This window comes from uncultured Pseudacidovorax sp. (assembly GCF_913773995.1).
In the GTDB taxonomy this organism is placed as follows: domain Bacteria; phylum Pseudomonadota; class Gammaproteobacteria; order Burkholderiales; family Burkholderiaceae_C; genus Xenophilus.
In genome coordinates this window covers 1-23,176 of sequence record NZ_CAJYES010000101.1, presented here as the reverse complement: position 1 = coordinate 23,176, position 23,176 = coordinate 1, and the positions used below count along the sequence as shown (strand labels likewise).

At 71.5% G+C, this 23,176-nt stretch carries 3 protein-coding genes and 1 pseudogene; all 4 read left to right on the top strand.

The genetic code is table 11. The features are described 5' to 3' along the window. Window positions 1-37 precede the first annotated feature (37 nt). Window positions 38-21,082, top strand: coding sequence for an Ig-like domain-containing protein (locus QZ772_RS08800; protein ID WP_295524822.1), 21,045 nt, complete (start codon window positions 38-40; stop codon window positions 21,080-21,082). A 58-nt stretch (window positions 21,083-21,140) separates the two neighbouring features. Then, on the top strand, window positions 21,141-21,428 hold the full coding sequence (locus tag QZ772_RS08795; protein ID WP_295524820.1) for a DUF3467 domain-containing protein: 288 nt from the start codon (window positions 21,141-21,143) through the stop codon (window positions 21,426-21,428). Between the two features lie 11 nt (window positions 21,429-21,439). Next, complete coding sequence (locus tag QZ772_RS08790) at window positions 21,440-22,774, top strand: TolC family outer membrane protein (protein ID WP_295524819.1); 1,335 nt, start codon at window positions 21,440-21,442, stop codon at window positions 22,772-22,774. Beyond that, window positions 22,771-23,176, top strand: a pseudogene (locus QZ772_RS08785) (hypothetical protein); the annotation flags it as partial. The gene QZ772_RS08790 and the pseudogene QZ772_RS08785, both read left to right, overlap by 4 nt.

The following is a 23,176-nucleotide window of genomic DNA, read 5'->3' as shown; positions in this document are numbered from 1 at the left end:
CTTCGATCTCACCGGTCAGCCGCACGGGCTGTACGACGTGGTCGTCACCAACCCCGACGGCAGCACGGCGGTGCTGCCCTACCGCTACCTGGTCGAGACGGCCATGGAGCCGGACGTGACCATCGGGCTGGGCGGCCCGCGTGTGCTGCCCGCGGGGCAGACGGGGCTTTACGGCATCTCGCTGCAGAGCCTGACCAACGTCGACACGCCCTACGTCTACTTCACCTTCGGCATTCCCGAGATGGGCGACAACGCCAAGGTGTACGACCTGCCCTTCGTCACCTTCAACTCCAACGTGCGCGGCTCGCCCGACGGCAGCCGCAGCGATGTGAGCTGGTCCAGCCTGGACAGCGAGGTCAACCAGGGCGGCTATATGCTCGCCCCCGGCTTCGCCATGGACGTGGCGGCCGGCGGCTACGTGGGCATGAGCTTCACCGTGGCCACCTACCCGGGCATGAAGGCGCTGGCCGACCGCGACTTCGAGGGCTTCAAGCGGGCGCTCTACGACGCGCGCCCCGACCTGGCCAAGGCCGATGCGCTGGCCGGCGGCGTGGCCTCGCTCACCGGCGACCTGAAGGAGATCTTCGACAACCCGCAGGCCGAGGTGCCGGACAAGTGCGCCATCCTGTTCATTCCCTTCCGCTTCAACGTCATGGCCTCGGCCACGCCGCTGACGCGCGAGGAATTCATGGCCATGCAGGCCGCGCAGGCCATCCGCCTGCGCACCGCGCTGCTGGCCGCCAATGCCGATCCGCAGAACAAGAACAAGCCCAATGCCGCGCTGGTCAACCTGGCGGCCGACCGCGACACCTGGGTCAATGCCTACATGGCCGCGCTGGAAGAGGGCGGCATGCTGCGCCCCGCCGACGAGGCGCCGCCGATCCGCCGCGACCCCAAGGTGCAGAGCATGATGTCGGTGCTGGCCAGCGGCGTGCTGGTCGGGCCCGCCGGCAGCACCATCGCCAGCCCGTCGAGCCTGACGGCCTTCTTCGCCCAGGTGCACCAGTGGTACGGCGACACGCCGGGCGCCAAGGCGCCGCTGGCGGGCGTGGACCTGCGCTCCTCCGACGAGTGCGGCGAGTACGCCATCCCGATCCCCGAGGTGCCCAAGGCCAAGGACTTCGACCTGGGCATGTCGCACCCGACCTACTTCCAGGCCTTCAACGTCTTCTCGCCCTGGCTCGGCTTCGATGCCAACGTGGCGCTGCCCGACTTCGCCTCGGTCATCGCCGACAGCAGCATCACGCCGCTGACGCTGCAGCAGTACTTCGAGCAGGCGGCGCAGCAGCAGGGCGCGGCCGCCATCAGCGGGCCGCAGGGCCAGGGCGCCGACAGCGTGGTGCCGGCCGGCACGGCGCTGCCCTACACCGTCACCTTCCGCAACGAGGCGCAGACCACGGCCAACGAGGTGCGCATCGTCACCCAGCTCGATCCGGCGCTGTCGCCACGCAGCTTCCGCCTGGGTGATCTGAAGATCGGCGACATCACGGTCAGCATTCCCGGCGAGCGGGCCAACTACCAGGCCGACATCGACCTGCGGGCCTCGCGCGGCTTCGTGCTGCGGGTGAGCGCGGGCATCGACACCACCACCGGCATCGCCACCTGGTTGCTGCAGGCCATCGACCCCGAGACGGGCGAGGTGCTGCGCGATGCCACCCACGGCCTGCTGCCCCCCGACACCGCCCAGGGCGGCGGCGCCGGCTTCGTCACCTGGACGGTCAAGACCGCCTTCGGCGCGGCCACCGGGGAGTCGATCGAGGCCTCGGCCCGGGTGCTGATGGACAACCAGGCGCCGGTGGAGACCAACACCGTGCGCCACCGCCTGGACGGCGCGGCGCCGGTCACCACGCTCACCGCCACGCAACTGGTGGCCGGCAGCGGCGACTACGACGTGCGCTGGAGCGCGGTGGACGAGGCCGGCGGCTCGGGCGTCAAGCATGTGACCGTCTACGTGCGCGACACCACCGCCGGCAGCGAGACCGGCTGGAAGATCTGGAAGCGCCAGACCGCCGACACCCAGGGCGTGTACGAGGGCGAGGCCGGCCACACCTATGCCTTCCTGGCGCTGGCCACCGACAACGCCGGCAACCGCGAGCAGCCGCCCGCGGCCGGCGTGCCCGACGATGGCAGTGCCACCAACCTGGGCAATCTGCCCAGCGTGGGCGGCACCACCGAGGACGTGGGCGAGCCGCCCGCGCCGGTGGCCACGCCGTCGACCAATGCGCTGTTCACCGAGGCCGAGCGCGGCGTGCCCGCGCTGCAGCCCAGCTCGCCCTCGCTCTTCAGCCAGGTGCTGGCGCCCTTCACCGGCGCTGCCTTCGGCACCGGTGTGCTGCAGAGCCTGGCCGGCATCGGCCCGCTGGCGCTGCTGGAGCGGCCCGATGGCCAGTTCATCGTGAGCGGCGGCGGTACCCGCGGCAGCCTCTACCTGTTCGACCAGGACGGCGGCCGGACGCTCGCGCCGCTGACCACGCTGGACACGCCCATCTATGACCTGGCCTGGGACGGCCAGGGCGGCCTGTGGGCCACCTCCGGCGGCGGCGCGCTGCTGGAGCTGGACCCGGTCACCTACCAGATCCGCAACCGCTACGGTGACGGCCTGACCCAGTCGCTGGCCTTCGATGCGGCGGCGGGCGTGTTCTACGTGTCGTCCAGCAACGGCATCGAGCGCTTCGACCCGGTCGCGCGCCGCTTCGTGCACTTCAGCGACACGCGGGTGGACGACCTGGCCGTGGCGCCGGACGGCAAGCTGTGGGGCAGCCGCTGGCCACAGCGCGGCGAACTGCTGAGCTTCGATGCCAGGGGCCGCGCGCAGTCGCAGCTCAAGCTCGACGCGGCGCTGGACTCCATCGCCTTCGGTCAGCCGGGCACGCAGTTCGAGGGCCTGCTTTTCGTCTCGTCCAAGAAGCGGGTCGGCGATGCCGGCGCCAACCTCTACATGGTCGACACCGTCACCCGGCGCAGCGTGGCCCTGGCCACCGGCGGGCCGGGTGCCGAGCAGTTGATCACCACCCGCGACGGCCGCCTGCTGGTGGCCAACGGCGGGCAGGTGGACGTGGTGGCGCCGCTGGTGGCGCCCAAGGTGGCCCGCACCAGCCCGGCCGAGGGCGCCCTGGTGCCGCTGCCCATGGGCGAGCTCCGCGTCACCTTCGACCACGACATGCAGGCCGACAGCGCCACCGCGGCCGGCTCGGTGGTCAATCCCGACAGCTACACGCTGACGCGCGACGGCCAGGCGCAGACGATCCGAAGCATCCGCTGGGACGCGGCCACCCGCACCGCCATCCTGCGCGTGGACAACCTGGACCCCGGCGCCGTGGTGCTCACCGTCAAGGCGGGCGTGCGCAGCAGCCAGGGCCTGGGCATGCAGCAGGCCTTCACCACCGGCTTCCTGGCGGTGAGCGACTTCTCGCCCTATGTGCGCCTGGACTTCGAGGCCACGCGCTCCGACCGTGCCACCGGCACCACCAGCTTCGACCTGCGCGTCACCAACATCGGCAGCTTCGACCTCAAGGCGCCGCTGATGCTGGTGCTGGACCCGTCGCAGTACTTCGCCGGCATCCCGCTGGGCGCCACCTCTTCCAACGGCCTGTGGCTGCTGGACCTGGGCCTCACCGGCGCGGGCCTGGCGCCGGGCCAGTCCACCGTGGCCACCACGGTGACGCTGTCCAACGCCGGCGGCCAGCGGGCCGAGCTGGGCACCGGCATCTATGCCGTGCCCTATGCCAACGCGGCGCCCATCATCCAGAGCACGCCGCCGACCACGGCCAAGGTGGGCGAGGCCTTCACCCACCAGGTGCAGGCCATCGACCCCGACGGCACGGGCCTGCGCTACCTGCTGCTGGACGCCCCCCAGGGCATGACTATCGACGACGGCGGCCTGCTGCGCTGGACGCCGGCTGCCGGCACGCCGGCTGCCGCCCAGGTGGTGCTGCGCGTGGTGGATGCGCGCGGCGCCTCGGCCACGCAGAGCTTCGGCCTGACGGTGGCCGGTGGCAACCGCGCGCCCATCATCCAGGGCCTGCAGGCCGAGTACACCCTGCGCGAGGGCGAGCTGCTGCAGATCCCGCTGGATGCGCTGGACGTCGACGGCGACCCCGTCGCCTTCGCCATGGACGGCCTGCCGCCCGGCATGGTGTTCGACCCGGTGGGTCGCACCATCGCCTGGCTGCCCTCCTACGAGCAGGCCGGCATCTACCGCGACCTGCGCGTGCTGGCCAGCGACGGACGCCTCACGACCGTGGGCAGCTTCCAGGTCACGGTGCTGCCGGCCAATGCCCCGCCCGTGATCGACGGCGTGCCGCCGCGCACCGTGCGCGAGGGCGACCCGATCCGCATCGCGCTGAAGGCCGAGGACCTGGACGGCGACACGCTGCGCTTCAGCAGCCCCAACCTGCCGCCCGGTGCCTTCCTGAACCCGAACACGGGCGTCTTCGAGTGGACGCCCGGCTACACCCAGGCCGGCCGCTGGCAGGTGGCCATCTGGGCCAGCGACGGCAAGGTGCGTTCCGAGACGGTGCTGGACTTCACCGTCACCAACGTCAATGCCGCGCCGGTGTTCGACAGCCTGGTGGGCCTGTCGGTGCTGGAGGGCGAGGCCATCAGTTTCCGCGCCTTCGCCCTGGACCCGGACAACCCTGGCTACGTGACGCCCGACCGCACCGTCGGCGGCACGCTGGTCGAGCTGGAAGGCAACCCGGCGCCCACGGTGCGCTACGAGGCCCTGTCGCTGCCCGAAGGTGCCAGCTTCGACCCCGTGACCGCGCTGCTGCGCTGGACGCCCGGCTATGCCCAGGCCGGCACCTACGTGCTGCGCTTCCGCGCCACCGACGACGGCAACGGCACCGGCCAGCCACTGGCCACGGAAGTCTCCGTGCCGGTGGTGGTGCGCAATGCCAACCGCGCGCCGGTGCTGCCCGAGATCGGCACGCAGACCGTGCAGAAGGGCGAGGTGCTGGAGCTGCCGATCGCCATCACCGACCCGGACGGCAACCCCCTGGCCATCCGCTTCGACGGCCTGCCGCGCTTCGCCACCTTCGTGCCCGGCGCGACCGCCGGCACCGGCATGCTGCGCATCGCCCCCGGCGAGCGCGACCGCGGCGATTTCGTGGTCACGCTGGTGGCCACCGACGACGGCGACGGCCAGGGCAGCGCGCTGGCGCTGTCGACCACGCGCACCTTCGTCATCAATTCCGAGTCCGCGAGCGAGCCGCCGCTGCTGGCTGTCATCGGGCCCAAGGTGGCCGTGATCGGCCAGCCCCTGACCTTCACGGTGCGCGCCACCGACATGGACCAGGACGCGCTCACCCTGGCTGCCAGCGGCCTGCCCGACGGCGCCACGCTCGAGCCGGGCGTGGTCTACGGCACGGCGGTCTTCACCTGGACGCCCACCGCGGCCCAGGCCGGCCTGCACACCGTGGGCATCACCGTCACCGATTCGCAGGGCAACCGCGACCAGGCCCAGATGGCCATCACCGTGCGCGCGGCCAATGCCGCGCCGGTGCTGCTGCCCATCGGCGACCGCCGCGTGGCCGAGGGCGACACGCTGACCGTCGACCTGGCCGCCCTGGCCAGCGACAGCGATGGCGACACCCTGACCTGGAGCGTCACCAACCTGCCGCCGGGCGCCACGCTGGACGCGGCCACGGGCCAGCTGCGCTGGTCGCCCAACTACTTCCTGGCGGGCGAGTACCGCGACATCGTGGTCACCGTCTCGGACGGCGCCGCCAGCGTCAGCGACCGCTTCTCGGTCACGGTGGACAACACCAACCGCGCGCCCATCCTCGTCGGCATCCCGCCGCTGGGCGGGCAGGAAGGCCAACTGCTGCAGTTCACGCTGGTGGCCGGCGATCCGGACAACGACGCCGTGGCCTATGCAGCCGTAGGCCGGCTGCCGGCCGGTGCCTTCTTCGATGCGGCCACGGGCCGCTTCGAATGGACGCCTTCGTTCGACCAGGCGGGCGACTACACGCTCAACTTCGTGGCCCGCGACGGCGCGGGCGCCGAAAGCCAGCTGGCGGTGCGTGTGGCCATCGCCGACGTCAATCGCGCCCCGGTGCCGGTGTTCACCAACCATCAGGTGGCCCTGGGCGAGACGCTGCGCTTCACGCTCGGCGCTACCGACCCCGACCTGAACGAGACCCTGCGCTTCGGTGCCCGCGGCCTGCCCGAAGGCGCCACGCTGGATGCGCAGACCGGCGAGTTCGTCTGGCGGCCGGGCCCCGGCCAGGCCGGCGACTACCTGGTCATCGTGAGCGTGAGCGACGGCAAGTCGGTCACCGAGCGCGGCCTGGCATTGCGCGCCACCACGCTGCCGCAGGGGCCGAGCGTGAACGTGTCGCTCACGCCCAGCTTCCCGGTGGTGCCGGGGCAGCAGGTGGCCATCACGGTGCTGGCCGATGCCTTCTCGGCCGTGGGCAGCCGCAGCCTCAGCATCGATGGCGCCGCCGTGGCGCTGGATGCGCGCGGGCGCGTGGTCTTCACGCCGCCGGCCAGCGGCCTGTACGAGCTGGTGGCCACCGCCACCGACCTGGACGGCTACACCAGCACCACGCGCAGCGTGCTGAAGGTGCGCAATCCGCTGGACAGCGCGGCGCCCGTCGTCACGCTCGACGAAGGCCTTGCAGGCCGCCAGATCACCGCGTCCACCGCGCTGCGAGGCAGCGTGCAGGACAGCAATCTGGAGAGCTGGGAACTGGCCATCGCCCGCGCCGGCAGCAGCGACTTCCGTGTCGTCGCCAGCGGCAGCGCCGTGGTCGACGGCACCCTGGCCACGCTCGATCCGGCCGGCTTCGAGGCTGGTGCCTATGTGCTGCGCCTCACTGCCACCGACGTGGCCGGCCGCAGCAGCGTGGCCGAGCGCAGCGTGGAGCTGCGCGCCGCCGCCGATGCCAGCCGCTACCTGCGCAGCGACACCGACTTCAGCGCCACGCTGGCCGGCCATGTGCTGGACTTCACCCGGCGCGCCGACTCGCTGGCCAGCGACCGCGCCGGCAGCTTCGGCGAAGGCTGGCGCCTGGCCTGGCGCGACCTGGACTTCGGCACCGATCTGCCCGCAGGCGGCAGCGAGGCCGAGGGCCTGCACCCGGCACTGCGCCTGGGCACCCGCGTCTTCGTCACCCTGCCGACCGGCGAGCGCGCCGGCTTCACCTTCCGCCCCGTGGCCGAGATGCTGGGCGGGGTGCAGGTCTGGCGCCCGCAGTGGGTGGCCGACAGCGGCGTGGCTTGGCAGCTGGCATCGGCGCCGCAACTGCTGGCGCGTGCCAGCGACCGGTTCTACACCCAGGACGGCAGCCAGCCCTACAACCCGGCGGGTCTGCTGGGCGAGCGGGCGCAGTACACGCTCACCGGCCCCGACGGCACCCGCTACGAGTTCGCGCTGGAGCGCGACGGCAGCGGCGGCCAGGTGACGGCCATCGTCTATGCCGACGGCGTGCGCCTCACGGTGACCGACAGCGGCGTCGCCGCCACCAATGGCGATGCGCTCAACTTCATCCAGGATGCGGGCGGGCGCATCGCCGCCGTGCAGGGCACGGACGGCCGCGTCTTCACCTACGAATACGACGCCAGCGGTCGGTTGGTGGGCGCGCGCAACCTGTCCGCCGCCACCTCCACCCGCTATGCCTACGACGGCGAAGGCCGGCTGATGCTGGCCAGCAGCGCCACCGGTGGTGGCGCGGCACAGGGCGAGGCCGTGCGCTACGGCGCCAGCACGCAGGTGCTGCCGCTGGATGCGGACCTCGGGGCCGCGCTGGCCTATCTGGCCGCGGCTCGAACGGGCAGCCTGGCCGCCGGCGAGACCGACCGCTACGCCTTCAGCGTGCGTGAGAGCGAGGTGCGCTCCACCGCGGGCGGCGCCGTGCTGCTGGGCGTGGAGGTCACGGGCCAGGACGGCCTCACGCCCGCCCTGCCGCAGATCGCCGGCCTGGTGCCGGTGCTCACCCAAGTTCAAGGCAACAAGGCCCTGGCCCTGTTCCGCGTGGATGCCGCGGGTCTCAAGCTGCTGGAAGTCGCGGGCAGCGGCGCGGGCACCTACAGCCTGCGCCTCTTCGTGGCGGGTGACATCAACGGCGATGCCCGCGTGGACGGCCGCGATGCCGACGCCATGGCCGCGGCCCGGGCCGGCGCCTACAGCGCCGCCGCCGATGTGGACGGCAATGGCCGCGTGGACAGTGCCGACTCGCAGCTGCTCTATGCCAACCTGGGCTATGCCGCCAACCAGGCGCCGACCATCGACGCCGCCACCTTCAAGACCCATGTGGACCTGGCGGCCGAGCGCAGCGTGGCCAGCCTGCTGCACGACGCCGAGAACGACCGCCTGAGCCTGCGCGTGGTCGGCGCCACCCAGGGCACGGCACGCATCGCGGGCGATGGCCGTACGCTGCAGTTCGTGCCCACAGCCGGCTTCACCGGCAGCGCGAGCATCACGCTGGTGGCCGACGACGGGTACTCGGCTTCCACGCCCACGGTGCTCAACTTCACCGTCAGCGACGCGAAGCTGCTGTCCATCGACTTCGACCTGCGGGCGCTCAAGCTGCGCGCGGGCGAGCAACAGTCGATCCGCCTCACCGGCGACTTCGAGGACGAGCAGGATGTGCTGCTGCCGGCCGACTACGTCACGCTGACCAGCAGCAATGCGGCCGTGGCCACGCTCTTCGGCGGCGGCCAACTGCGCGCCGTCGCCAACGGCAACAGCATGCTGGTGGCCACGCGCGGCAGCATCGGCGCCGCCACGGCCGTGTCGGTGGGCGTCCCCGACGACGCCAGCGGCCTGCGGGCCTACTACTTCGGCATCGACGCCTATCCGGACGCCATCGCGCTCACCCCCGGCGCACCGCGGCAGATGGTGGTGCAGAACGGCGAGGGCACCTTCGTGCAGTCCTCGGCCAGCGGCGCCCGCTATCTGGTGGGCGACACCACCATCGCCACCGTCGACGCCGAGGGGCACCTGGTGGCGCTGCGCGCGGGCGAGACCACCATCACCGTCATCTACCGCGGCGCCGAGCAGGTGATCCCGGTCAAGGTGACGGCGCCGGTCGTCGCGGCCGACGGCCAGGCGGTCGCGGTCGGCAAGCAGGGCGCGATCGTGCAGGGTGCGAGCGGGCAGCAGGTGGCCTTCGCGGCCGGCCAGCTGGCCGAGGGTGCGCAGGTCACGCTCACCAGCCGCAGCGCCGCCGACTTCGAGGCCGCGCGCCTTCCCGAGGCGATGGACTTCGCGGCCGCCTTCAACCTGCAGGTCAGCGGCTCGGACATCACCGGCCCGCTGCAGATCGCCGTGCCCACCGACCTGGCGGCCGGCGAGACGGTGTACTTCTTCGTCGAGGTCGAGTCCGACGTGCCCGACGGCGTGATGCGCAAGTACTGGATGCCGGTGGACAACGGCAAGGTGGGCGCGGACGGCTATGCCCGCACCACCTCGCCACCGTGGCCCGGCCTCTCGCAGAACGGCAACATCCTGATGGCGCGGGCCAACAAGCCCGTGCGCGGGCTGACCATCGACCTGCAGCAGATGTTCAACCCGGCGCTGCTGTTCATCGGCGGCACCAGCCTGATCGGCTTGATGTACTACCTCAAGACGATCACCTTCCCGCTGGTGGAGCAGGCCAAGGTCATCAACGCCTATTCGCTCTACGCCAACCAGAAGACCGACTTCACCATCGACATTCCCGAGGGCGGCACCGACGCGCGCATCCGCGCCGTGATGCCGACGCCGCCGCAGCCCAATCCGGCGCTGCCGCAGATCAGCGCCGCCAAGCCGCCGGTCTATGACCCGGACACCGGCGTGCTGCGCATCGAGGGCAGCCAGTTCCTTTCGGGCAGCGGCGACATCAAGGACACGCGCGTCGTGTTCGCGCAGGGCGGCCGCGAGATCGTGGCCAAGCCCATGACCGGCTCCAGCGACACGCTGCTGGTGGTGCAGGTGCCTGCAACGGTGGTGCTTGGCCTGGCCGATGTGACGGTGCGCCGGCCCGAGGCGGAGCCGGCGGTGGGCCCGGACGGCCTGCCGGCCAGCACCACGGCCTACCGCAGCAGCAGTGCCTTCCGCATCCAGAACAACGGCGGCTACGGCTTCGCGGCCGGGATCGGCCAGAACCCCGACGGCAGCTATGGCGACGGCGTGCTGGTGCTCGACCTGCAGCGCAAGGGCGATCCCACGGGCGGCCCCGAGCAGGTCATCGACTTCATCAACCTCCAGCGCAGCGTGACGACCAACATCGCCACGCCCGACCTGTCGCGCGTGTTCGCCGCGGTCACACCCACCGGCGACAAACGGGGCGCCATCGTGGTGATCGACGGCATCACGCTGCAGCCGCGCGACGCCAATCCGGACACGGAGGCCCTCGACTACATCGAGCTGCCCTACGGCATGTCGGCCACCGCCCTGGCGCTCGACCCCAACGGCCGCTACCTCTATGCGGCGGTGCAGGGCGCCCTGGTGGTGATCGACATCAACCCCGGTTCGAGCACGCTGCACGAGATCGTCCAGGTGATTCCGCTGGCCGAGGAGATCGGCGCGCACAACCTGAGCGGCAAGATCAACGACATGGCGACCAATGCCGACGGCACGCGCTTGTACCTGACCATGCCGGGCACCGAGCTGTTCGGCGGCACCAAGGCCTGGACGCAGCGCGGCCGCGACCCCGGCATGGTGCTGGTCATCAACGTGGACGAGGCCGATCGGCCGGTGGCGACCAAGGACAACCCGACGCCGCCCAATCCGCGCCAGTGGCGGGAAGTGATCGGCGAGATCGAAGGTGGCCTGGAGCCCTACGGCATCAAGGCCACCTCGGACAAGGACAAGATGGTCTTCGCCTCGCGCCTGGACATCCCCAGCACCGGCGGCTTCCACACCATCCAGGTGGACAACGACGACCCGGCCGGCTTCAGCGCCACCGTCGGCTCGGTGCCGCTGTCGCTGGTGGAGAACGGGCAGCAGAAGTACCAGCTCAACATCCGCAACGCGGTGGACGTGGTGGTCACGCCCGATCTCAACTGGGCCTTCGTGCTCGACTGGGGCGTGCCGCCTTCCACCGGCGCGGGCGACCCGGCCGCCATGATGGAGTTCATGGACACCCACGAATGGGGCTCCAAGGTCGGCATCATCAAGAACCCCTTCGGCCTGAACAACGGCGTGCCGACGCTGCTGGGCGCCACCACGCCGATTCCGCTGGCCTTCGCCACCGAGCTCGCCCTGTCCTCGGACGGCGCCAAGCTCTATGCCACCTACAAGGGGCCGGGCGACGTGCTGGTGTTCGACGTGCAGCAGTTCATCAACGAGGCCAGCAACCCGGGCGCCAAGAACTACCACCGCTTCCCGATCGACTATGCGCCGCTCAATGGGGGCGGCTACGACAGCCAGATCAACCTGCCGGGCATTTCGGTGAGCCGCAACCTGCGCGGCCTGACCGTGCAGCCCTACGACCCGCTCACGCTGCTGGAGCCCAAGGGCGCCGTCAACGTGGGCCAGGACGCGACTGCGCCCATCGTGCTCAAGTGGGACGTGGACACGCTCGCGCTAGGCACCAGCCAGTACACGGTGCAGGTCTTCGTGAGCGCGCTGCCGCCGGGCCAGGGCCTGTGGCCCGACGACGCGCCCCGTCCACGGATCGAGGACGTTGACAAGGACCCGAGCTACAAGGGCGACGACAACAACCCCAACCGCATCTGGACCTCGGACGTGCTCGGTGCCGGCACCGAGCAGGCGACGATCCCGCTGGAGATCGTCAAGCTGATGACCTCGGGCCAGAACTACTACTGGGGCGTCAAGCTGATCGCCAACGGCGAGAGCTTCCGCGAGGCCAGCCGCTTCACCACCGAGAAGGAAGACTCCACCGGCACCTACAGCAGCGTGACGGTGCTCACCCACGGCTTCCAGTTCATCCCCACGCCCGAGCTGGCCGACCCGCCCTTCCAGCAGCCCGAAGCCTTCAAGGAACTGGCGACGGTGATCGCCGAGGCGTCGGGCGGCGGCGTGGTGCTGTACTACGACAAGAACACCGGCCGCTGGTGGGACCCGGTCACGCGCCGCTACGGCGCCTCGGCCCTGCAGGCGGGCAAGGCGGTGGTGCTGGTGTCGGACTGGGTGAAGGAGTCGGACATCAGCGACTCCGGCTTCTCCGAGGCCGCGGCCGATGCGCTCTATGCCTCGCTCGTCGAGCTGGATCAGGCCACTGGTGGCGGCATCCTCAGCTCAGCGCTGCACTTCATCGGCCACAGCCGCGGCACGGTGGTCAACAGCGAAATCATCCAGCGCCTGGGCGTGCGCAACCCGGATGTGAAGAACATCCACATGACCACGCTGGACCCGCACGACTTCAAGCAGGACTCGCTGGACATCCCCATCAAGTCGCTGCTGGAGGCCATCAAGACCGCGACCGAACTCACCGCCGTGACGGTGGCGCTGATCCCGGGCGGGCAGGGCGCCGCCGTGGCGCTGAACCGCATGGCCGCGGGCATCGACGCGGTGCTGACCTGGGCGGCCCGCTTCGGCATTGCGCTGGACATTCCGTACGCCGACTTCCAGGACCCGGACGTCAAGCGCTGGAGCAATGTCGGCTTCTTCGACAACTACTACCAGGCGCCGCGCACGGTGGCCACCGGCTTCCAGTTCCTGGACACCGAGACCGGCGCCTCGCGCGCGGTGACGGCCACGCCCAACGGCATCGCCATCGACGGGACCGACCTGCAGATCCAGATGGACAACCTGGCCGGCTTCGGCCAGGACGACTGGGTCGGCAAGCTGAACCTGCCGCTGTCGGTCTCCTTCGCCTACAGCTTCGGCCTGGGCGGCCCGCACAGCCGCGTGTGGCAGTGGTACGCCGGCACGGCCGACACCGACATCCTCAGCTTCGCCGACATGCCGATCTTCCGGCGCGTGGTGGACGAGGGCGTCATGGCGCTGACCACCTTCCAGCTGCCCAGCTTCAACTTCACCAATGTGCCCTGGTACCGCACCTACAACGGCCGCATCTGGGAAGGCATCGGCAACGGCTTCTACTACAGCGACCTGGGCGGCGGTCTGGATGGGCGACCCGCGGGCGGCAAGGACGCCGGCATCGATCCGGCGGACCCGGCCAACGACAACACCGAAGTGACCAAGGGCACCGAGGTCGTGCCCTCGGTCTTCAACGGCAACTTCGAGAACGGGCTGCGGCAGTCGCTCTACAAGCGGCTCACCGACGCGGACGACAAGTACCGCTTCCCCTTCTCGTACGAGCTGCCGGGCTGGTCCTTCCATGGCGGCTCGGGCTTCGGGCTCACGCTGGGCGACCTGGGAACGGTGGACCTGAGCGGCCTGTTCGTCATGGAGACCAGCCCGACGGCCCTGGCCAAGGAAGTGCTGGGCAAGGTCTTCGACAAGATCTGGGACGCCACCCTGGGCGTGCTGGTCAACAAGGCCAAGGCCGACACCTTCAAGCTGCCCGAGGCGCCCAACGACGGCAGCACCCCGGGCTACAAGAAGTGGTACGAATCCTGGGTCGAGAAGGAGGCGGAGAACAAGGCCAAGGTGGCCTGGAGCGACAAGCTGTTCGACCAGTTCGATTCGGCCATATCGACCATCCTCGACAGCCTGCTGCTGCTGGGCAACGACCTGACGGGCACCATTCCCAAGCCTGACCAGGCCTTCAAGATCCAGGGCTCCGACAAGTCCATCGACCCGGCCGGCGTGTCCAAGCTCAAGGACTTCCTGAAGGAGAACCTGGACGTCCTGCTCAAGACCTTCCTCGGCGAGAACAGCAACTACGCGCTGATGATGGGCGGCGGGCAGATCCTGCGCACGCTGGTGGGCGCCTTCTTCCCCGACGGCAAGATCCCCGAGGCCATCGACAAGGCGATGAAGTCGCTGGTCAACCTCGACAGCATCACCCACAACCGCCTGCTGGTGCCCACCGACGAGCCGCTGGTGAGCTTCAACATCTTTGCGCCGGCCATGCTCTCGCCCAGCGCCAAGGTGACGATCTCGCTGAAGGCCGACGGCATCGCCGACTGGTCCGAGTCGACGGTGCTGGAGCCCAGCTTCATGAAGCGCATCGGCTACAGCTTCGTGGTGCCCGAACGCTTCAAGGGCAAGGTGGCCACGCTGACGCTGTCCGTGGACAACATGGAGCAGGACGTCGGCGTCGACTTCTGGGACACGACCGCCAACGCGGTGGCCACGGTCACGGGCATCGGCACGCTGAACACGCTGGTCAGCCAGTTCTTCTTCCTGGACGACGTGCGCTTCTCTAAGGGCCTGGAGGTCAAGCTCGACCAGGCGGCGATCAACGAAGGGGGCAAGGCCCGTGCGGTCGTGAGCTTCGCGCCGGAGGATCCGACCAAGCCGGTGGAACTGACCTTCGACTGGGGCGACGGCACGACGCCGCCGCAGAAGGTGACGGTGGCGGCGGGCACCAGCAGCTACACCTTCGAGCGCGAGTATCTGGACGACAACCCCACCGCCACGTCCAGCGACACCGTCACCGTCTCGGCCAGCGCCACCAACGTGATCGGCGTGAACAACGCCCGCGCCAAGCTCACCGTGAACGACGTGGCGCCCACCGTCTCGCCGCTGGTCTTCGACAGCGTGCGCGTCAAGGAGGGTGAAGAGCTCACCGTGAGTGGCACCTTCACCGACCCGGCGCAGGACCGCGACGACTACGTGATCGAGATCGACTGGGGCGACGGCACGAAGACGACGGTCACCGACTTCACCAAGCCCACCGGCCCCAACGCGCCCGGCAGCTTCAGCGCCAAGCGGCTGATCGTGGACGACGACCCGGCCACCGGTACACCGCAGGACGTGCGCACCATCCGCGTGAGCGTGCGCGACGACGACGGCTTGAAGGGCGAGCGCAGCGGCCAGGTCACCGTGGTCAACGTGCCGCCGGTGATCACCGAGTTGGCTTTCGACAAGGCGGAGGTCAAGGAAGGCGACAAGGCCGTGCTGCGCGGCAGCTTCACCGATGCCGGCAAGAAGGACACCCACACCGTGGTGGTCAAGCGCGGCGGCCAGAGCTACGAGGGCACGGTGACCTTCGCCGACGGCGTGGGCAGCTTCTCGGTCGAGATTCCCTTCGACGACGACGACCCGACGGGCACCGACGGCGACGACGTCAAGGTGCAGGTCGAGCTCAAGGACGACGACACCGGCCTGGCCACCGGCAAGACCGAGGCCGGCATCCGCGTGCTCAACGTCCGGCCGGAGATCGAGGCCAAGGTCTCGTCCGCCAGCATCCAGGAGGGCGAGAAGGCCACGCTGACGATCACCGTGACCGACCCCGGCAAGCGCGACAGCTTCACCGGCGAGATCGACTGGGGCGATGGCATCAAGCAGCAGTTCAGCATCGCCGCGGGCCAGACGCGCTACAGCGTCGATCGCGAGTTCCTGGACGACAACCCCACCGCCACACCCCGCGACACGCTGAAGATCAAGGTCAGCCTGCGCGACGACGACATGCCCGCGGGCAGCACCGCGCCGGTGACGGCCGAGACGCAGCTCACGGTGAACAACGTGGCGCCGCTGGTCCAGCTCAGCGGCGACGTGCTCGGCACCGTGGGCCAGCCGCTGTACTTCTTCGCCGGTGTGGACGATCCGGGCAAGGCCGACACCTTCACCTACAAGTGGGAGCTGGTGGCCTCCGACGGCAGCGTGGTCTTCACCGCGACGCAGCAGGACAAGCAGGACATCGTGCTGCCGGCGCAGAACATCGGGGGGAGCTACACGGTGCGGGTGACCGTGACCGACGACGACACCGGAGAAGGCAAGGCGCAGGCGCGCCTGCTGCTGGTGACGGAGGAGCCGCCGCCACCCCCGCCGGAAGAGCCGGGCCGCAATCCGCCGCCGCCACCACCGCCGGATCAGCCTCCCGCGCCGCCCGGCCCGCCCCAGCCGCCGGCACCGCCGCAGCCGCCGGTACCACCGCCTCCGCCGCCGCCACCCGGCCCGCCTCCGGCGCCGGAGCCGCCCGCGCCGCCGCCTCCCGGGCCGCCGGCTCCACCGGCGCCGCCTGCCCCGCCCGCGCCGCCCCAGCCGCCGGTGAAGCAGGAGATCATCGATCTGATCCGCGTGATCGAGGCCCAGCCCTACAACGAGGGCGACACGGTCTACATCCTGGTGCGGGGCCGGCCGTCCTCGGCCGCTTTCGCCGGCACCTTCACCGTGACGGTGGACTGGGACGACGGCACCTTCACCCGCGACGTGGTGGTGGCGCCCGACAGCACGGTCAAGCTGGAGCATGTCTACCGCGACGACCGGCCGGGCACGCAGCTCGACTACTACGACGCCAAGGTCAGCTACCAGTACAGCGACGCCGGCATCAGCTATTCGACGCGGCAGACCAGCGTGGTGCGCTTCGCGGTGCAGAACGTGGCGCCGACGGTTACCGTCGCAGCCACGCCGGGTGCCAACGGCTTCGACTTCGTCGCCACCGTCAGCGACCCCGGCACGCTGGACACGCACACCTACACCTGGGTGTTCAGCGACGGCACGCGTATCTCGAATGCGGGCGCCCGGGTCAGCCATGCCTTCGGCGGGTCGCAGTCGGTGACCGTGACGGTCGAAGACGACGACGGCGGCGTGGGCGGCATCGTGTTCCGCCTGCAGGCGGCCACGGTGGAACAGCAGGGCCTGGCCTCGCAGCCCATCGCCAGCCATACGGTGCCCGAGGGGCAGATCGCCGCGCTGGCGGCGCAGGCCCGCGCGGCCTGGGCTGCCACCGGCGTCGACACCGCCGCCCTGGACAGCGTGCGCGTGACCGTGACCAACCTGGGGCCCGACGTGCTGGGCTACACCGTGCGCGCCGCCGACGGCAGCGCCACGGTCTATGTGGACGACGACGCGGCCGGCCGCGGCTGGTTCGTCGACGGCACGCCGGCCGACAGTGCCGAGTTCAGCGCCACCACCGATCCCACCCGCTTCTGGGCCGGCACCGGCCCGGCCGCGGGCCGGGAGGACCTGCTCAGCCTGCTGACGCACGAGTTCGGCCATGTGCTGGGCCTGGGCCATGCGCAGGAGCGCCAGCAGGGGGCCAGCGCCAGCATCATGGCCGGCACGCTGCCCCTGGGTGAGCGCCGCCTGCCCACGGCCGCCGACCTGCAACTGCACGACTCGGCCGGCACCGGCGCCGCCGATGCGCTGTTGGCCACCGGCGTGGCCAACGGCGCCTTCGACAGCGCCGCCGACTGGACCACGCGCGGCAATGTCGCCTTCACCGGCGGCGTGGCCACGCTGGGCGAGGACGCGCGCGTCAACGCCCGGCTGACGCAGAACTTTCGCGTGCCGGCCGGTGCGCGCTTCCTCAGCTTCGATCTGGTGGGCGTGAACCTGGAAGCGCTGGCCGGCGACATCGGCGACGCCTTCGAGGTGGCGCTGGTGGATGCGGCGACGGGCCTGTCGGTACTGGGCGGCATCGGCCTGACCCGCACCGATGCGCTCATCAACATCCAGGCCAACGGCCGCATCTACAGTGCGCAGGGCGTCACCTTCGACAACCAGCCCCTGGCCCAGCTGCCGGCCGGCAGCGGCACGCTGCAGGTGCGCATCGACGTCTCGGCCATCACCGACCGGCGCGAAGTGCAACTGGCCTTCGACCTGCTGGGCTTCGGCAGCCTGGGCAGCCAGGTGAAGGTGGACAACGTCGGCTTCGTGGTGGACGGCAACCGTGCACCGCAGAGCGTGGGCGACCGCGCCAGTACCGCCCGGGGCCAGGCCGTGCGCATCGACGTGCTGGCCAACGACGTGGACCCGGACGGCGATCCGATGAGCCTGGCGGTGGTGGGCGCGCCCGCCCACGGCAGCCTGGTGCTCGGCGTGGACGGTGTGCTGACCTACGTGCCCAATGCGGATTACACCGGCCAGGACTTCTTCCTGTACCGCGCCACCGACGGCATCACGCCGGGCGCACTGACCCGGGTGGACATCCAGGTCGAGACCGTGAACCTCGCGCCGGTGGCCCAGGCCGACACCGCCACCACGGTGGCCGGCCGCGCCGTCACCATCGACGTGCTGGGCAACGACAGCGACGCCAACGGCGACGCGCTGGCGATCGTCTCGCTCACGCAGCCGCCGGCGGGGCAGGGCACCGTGGTGCTGGACCAGGGCCGCGTCGTCTACACGCCGGCCGCCGGCTTCACCGGCAGCACCCGCTTCAGCTACCGCGCCTCCGACGGCTTCCTGCTGAGCGAGGCGGTGACCGTCACCGTGACGGTGCAGGCCGTCAACACCGCCCCCGTGGCGGTGGACGACACGGCCGCCACCGACGAAGACACGCCCCTGGCCGTGGCCGTGCTGGCCAACGACCGCGATGCCGAGGGCGGGCCGCTCACGGTGGCCATCGTCAGCGGCCCGGCGCACGGCAGCCTGCAGGTGCTGGCCGATGGTCGCGTGCAGTACACGCCCACGGCCGACTACAACGGCGCCGACAGCTTCACCTACACCGTGAGCGACGGCGAGTTCACCAGCGCGGCGGCCACGGTGCGCCTGACGGTGCGCCCGGTCAACGACGCGCCGCTGCTGGAGGCCCTGGCCGACGCGCGCCTGGCCGAGGGCGCGGTGCTGGCCATCTCGGCCCGCGGCAGCGACGTGGACGGCGACGTGCTGAGCTACAGCTTCGAGGCCGCGCCCGACGGCGCCAGCATCGACGCCGCCACCGGCGCCATCCGCTGGACGGCCGGCAACGGCCCCGCCACGCAGCGCTTCATCGTGCGTGTCAGCGACCCGGCCGGCCTGCGCGCCAGCCGCAGCTTCGATGTCACCGTCGACAACGTGGCGCCACAGGTGCGCGCCAGCGGCGCGGCGCTCGCGGTGGCCGGGCAGGACTACGCCCTCACGCTGGCCTACAGCGACCCGGCCGACGTGCCCACCCAGTGGCTCATCGACTGGGGCGACGGCAGCCGCAGCACGCTGGAAGGCGGCCTGCGCGGTGCCACGCACGTCTATGCCGACACCGGCAGCCGCCAGATCCAGGTGACTGCGCGTGATGCCGACGGTGACTGGGCCGCCGCGCCGGTGGCGGTGCAGGTGCGCGCCGCCAACCGGGCGCCGGTGCTCGATGCCGTGCCCGACCAGCGGGTGGCCGAAGGCCAGCCGCTGCAGCTCGCGCTGCGCGCCACCGATGCCGATGGCGATGCGCTGGCTTGGCGCCTGGTCACCGGCCCCCAGGGCGCCACCGTGGACGCCCAGGGCGTGCTGCGCTGGCAGGCCGGCAACGGCCCGGCGGTGCAGGACTTCGAGGTGCAGGTGGCCGACACCGCCGGCGCCACCGCCAGCCGCCGCTTCCAGGTCGCCGTCGACAACGTCGCGCCTACCGTGCGTGCGCAGGGCGAGTCGACGGTGCTGCAGGGCCAGCCCTATGCGCTCGCCTTCAGCTATGCCGATGGGGTGGACACGGTCACCGAATGGCTGATCGACTGGGGCGACGGCAGCAGCAGTCGCCTGCCCGGCACGGCCGTGGGCAGCACGCATGTCTACGACACGGCCAACCCGGGCCGCACCGTGCTGGTCAGCGCGGTCGATGCCGATGGGCGCTGGCAGGCCACGGCACTGACCGTGGCCGTGCGCGCGCCCAACACGGCGCCGGTGGCCCGCGCCGACCAGGCCACCGTCGACGCCGGCCAGTCGGTGCTGATCGACGTGCGTGCCAACGACAGCGATGCCGAGGGCAGCGCGCTGGTGGTGACACTGGCCGCCAATCCGGCCAACGGCCGCCTCGTGCTGCTGGAGGGCGGCATCGTGCGCTATACGCCGGCCGAGGGCTTCAGCGGCAGCGACAGCTTCACCTACACCGTCAGCGACGGCGACCTGGCCAGCGGCCCGGCCACCGTGAGCATCACGGTGCGGGCGGTGCAGGCGCCGCCGCCACCACCGCCACCGCCTCCCCCTCCGCCGCCTCCGCCCCCGCCGCCACCGCCTTCGGAGCCGCCCGTGACGCAGCCGCCTGTCGTGCAGCCACCGGTGGTCCAGCCTCCGGTCGCGCAGCCACCTGTGGCGCCGGCACCGGTGCCGGCCGTGGTACCCGTCCCGGCGCCGGGCGTGCCGCTTGCGCCTGTGCCTGCGCCCGTGCTGCCCTTTGGCACGCCCGCATCGCAGATCTTCCTGGCGCCGGTGGCGGGGCCTGCCGCGCAGCCGCCCGGTGCCCGCACGCCCGAGCCGGTGCTCGGCCTGCCGGCCCGGCCCCTCGACGGCCTGGGCCAGTGGCGCAGCGACGGCCGCGTCACCATGCTGGCGCAGACGGCGCATACCGGCAGCCAGTCCCATCCGCAGGCCAGCGGCTTCGTGGTGATCGAGAGCGGCCGCCCCGCCGACCGGCCGACGATGGGCCGCCTCAGCGACCTGCTGCGGCCTGCGCCGGCCCCGGCCGATCCATCTGCGCCCATGCAGATCCGCCAGGTCGTGGTCACGCCGGCAGGCCCGCACCTGCGGCTGAACCAGCCGCTGGACTGGCGCGCGCTGGCGGCCGGCGGCGCGGGGCCGCTGCGCCCGGCCGCGGTGCAACTGCTGCACGAGGGCCGCAGCATCCCGGGCCGGCTGGTGCCCGATCCCGACGGCGCCGGCTTCGTCTTCGTGGCCGATGGCGGGGCACTGGCGGCCGGCACCTATGTGCTGGTCATCCGCACCGGTCCGGGTGGCCTGGTCGACCTGCAGGGCCGGGCACTGGACGGCGACTTCGACGGCCGGCCGGGTGGCGACTTCCGCGCCCGCTTCGTCATCGGCGCGCCCGCTGCCGTGCGTACCGGCGATGCCGGCGCCGACGCAGCGACCCCGACGGTGGCTGCCGCCGCGATGCCGGTGCCGGCTGGCGATACCGGTCTGCCGCTGGAGCGCCGCCAGTTCACGCTCGACCCCGAGGGCGACCCGGCCTGGGCCTCCTGGCTGGGCGGCGTCGGCGGTCTGTCGCTGATGGCCGGCGTGCTGCCGGTGCGGCGTCGGCGCGCGGGCGCCGCGGGCCTCGCATCGACCGCCGACGCCGCCGCTCCGGTGGTGAGCCTCTCCCGACCGGGCATCGCGCCCGAGGCGGCGCTGCGCACCGCCGGAGGCTGGATGGGCCGCTGGCTCGAATCCGGCGACACACCACCGCCTGCGCAGGACTGGCGCATCCGCCTCTGAGCGGCCGAGCGCATCCCGCCATCGACAGAACGAACCCATTTCCGAGGAGAAGCAACCCATGGAACCCCAGGACACACCGCCCGCCGCCGATGGCGCCAATCCACGCATCCAGTGGAAGGTCGACGGGCTCAAGAGCTCGTACGTCAACTTCGCCAACGCCAACTCCACGCAGGAGGAGGTCGTGCTGAACTTCGGCATGAACAACAACTGGGACCGCATGGCGGCGGAGGTGGAGATCGAGCTCACGCACCGCATCGTGATGAGCCCCTTTGCCGCCAAGCGGCTGTCGGAGCTGCTGGGTCGGCTCGTGTCGCAATACGAGGGCCGCTACGGCCCCTTGAAGTGAGGAGGTCCGCCATGCCGACGATGCCGAATTCCCTGCGCCGCGCCCGCCATGCCTGGCTGCTGCCGCTGGCTCTGTGTGCCGGCTCCGTGCCGGCCGCCACTCTGGGCGAGCTGCTGCAGCTCGCCCGTGAGAACGATGCGCAGTGGGCCGCTGCCCGCGAGGCAGCCGCGGCCGGAGCCGAGAAGGCGGTGCAGGGCCGCGCGGGGCTGCTGCCCAGCGTGGGCCTGAATGCCAACGTGCGCGAGAACGACGAGCATTCCAGCACCTACGTGGGTGGACGCGATTACAGCTCCAGCGGCGTCACGCTGCAGGCGTCGCAGCCGCTGTACCGGCCCGCCAACTGGGCGGCGGCCAAGCAAGGCGAGCTGCAGTCGGCACTGGCCCAGCAGCAGCTGCGCATTGCCGAGCAGGAGCTGCTGCTGCGCGTGGCCAAGGGCTACTTCGAGGTGCTGCAGGCGCAGGACGCACTGCAGACGCTGCAGGCGCAGAAGGACTCGTTCTCGCAGCAACTGGCCCAGGCGCAGAAGAGCCTGGAGGTGGGCGTGGTGCCCATCACCGACGTCAACGAGGCCCAATCGCGCTACGACCTGACGGTGGCGCAGGAAGTGGCGGCCGCCAACGAGCTGGAGGTCAAGCGCCGCACGCTGGAGAAGTCCATCAACCGCGAGCTGCCGCCGCTCGCGCCGCTGGGGCCGCAGGCGGCCATCGACCGCGTGCCGGCCGAGCAGGCGCGCGACTGGGTCGAGCGCGCACCCAACGAATCGCTGCAGGTGTCGGCCGCGCAGCTCACGCGCGACATCGCCGAGCGCGAGGTGGCCGCCCGCGAGGCCGGCCACCAGCCGGCGCTCGACCTGGTCGCCAGCGTGGGCGAGAACCGCAACGCCAACTTCACCAGCCTGGGCCGCAACACGGTGCGCCAGGCCAGCATCGGGCTGGAGCTGTCGCTGCCGATCTACCAGGGCGGCGCCATCAGCTCCCGCGCCCGCGAGGCCGCGGCCAACCTGCGCCGCGCCGAGCAGGAGCTGGAGGACGCGCGCCGCCAGGCGCGGCTGGATGCGCGGCAGGCGCAGCTGGGCGTGCAGTCGGGCCTGGCGCTCTCGCGGGCGCTGACGCAGGCGGAGCAGTCCGGGCAGACGCAGCTGACCTCCACCCGCCGCGGGCTGGAAGTGGGCCTGCGCAACCGCATCGACGTGCTCAATGCCGAGCAGCAGCTCTATGCCACGCGGCGCGACCTGTCGGCCGCCCGCTACCAGACGCTGATCGCGGGCCTGCAGCTCAAGGCGGCGGCCGGTCAGTTGAGTGAGCCGGACTTGCTGGCGCTGGACGCGCTGCTGGCCAATCCGTGATCCCGACCACGCGCGACGCCGCGGCCGGCGCCGAGGCGGCCGAGCCCGCCGGCCGGCCGCCGGTCGGCGGGGCGATGCCTCTGCCGGGCGCTGCTGCGCCGGCCGACCCGTGGCAGGCGCTGGCCCAGGCCGGCCATGCGGGCGCCTGGATGGGCGCCTGGCTGCAGGTGCTGGCCAGCGCGCTCACGCAGGCGCGTGCCGGGCTGCTGCTGCTGCGCCAGAGCGACGACAGCTTTGCGCCCGTGGCCACCTGGCCGGCGGGCCGCGACATGGCCTACCTGGCCGAGATCGCCACCGAGTCGCTGCGCACCCGCGAAGGCGCGGTGCGCCGCGACGAGCTGCGCCATGTGCGGCTGGCCTATCCGCTGACGCAGGACGGCCAGTTGCACGGTGCCGTCGTGC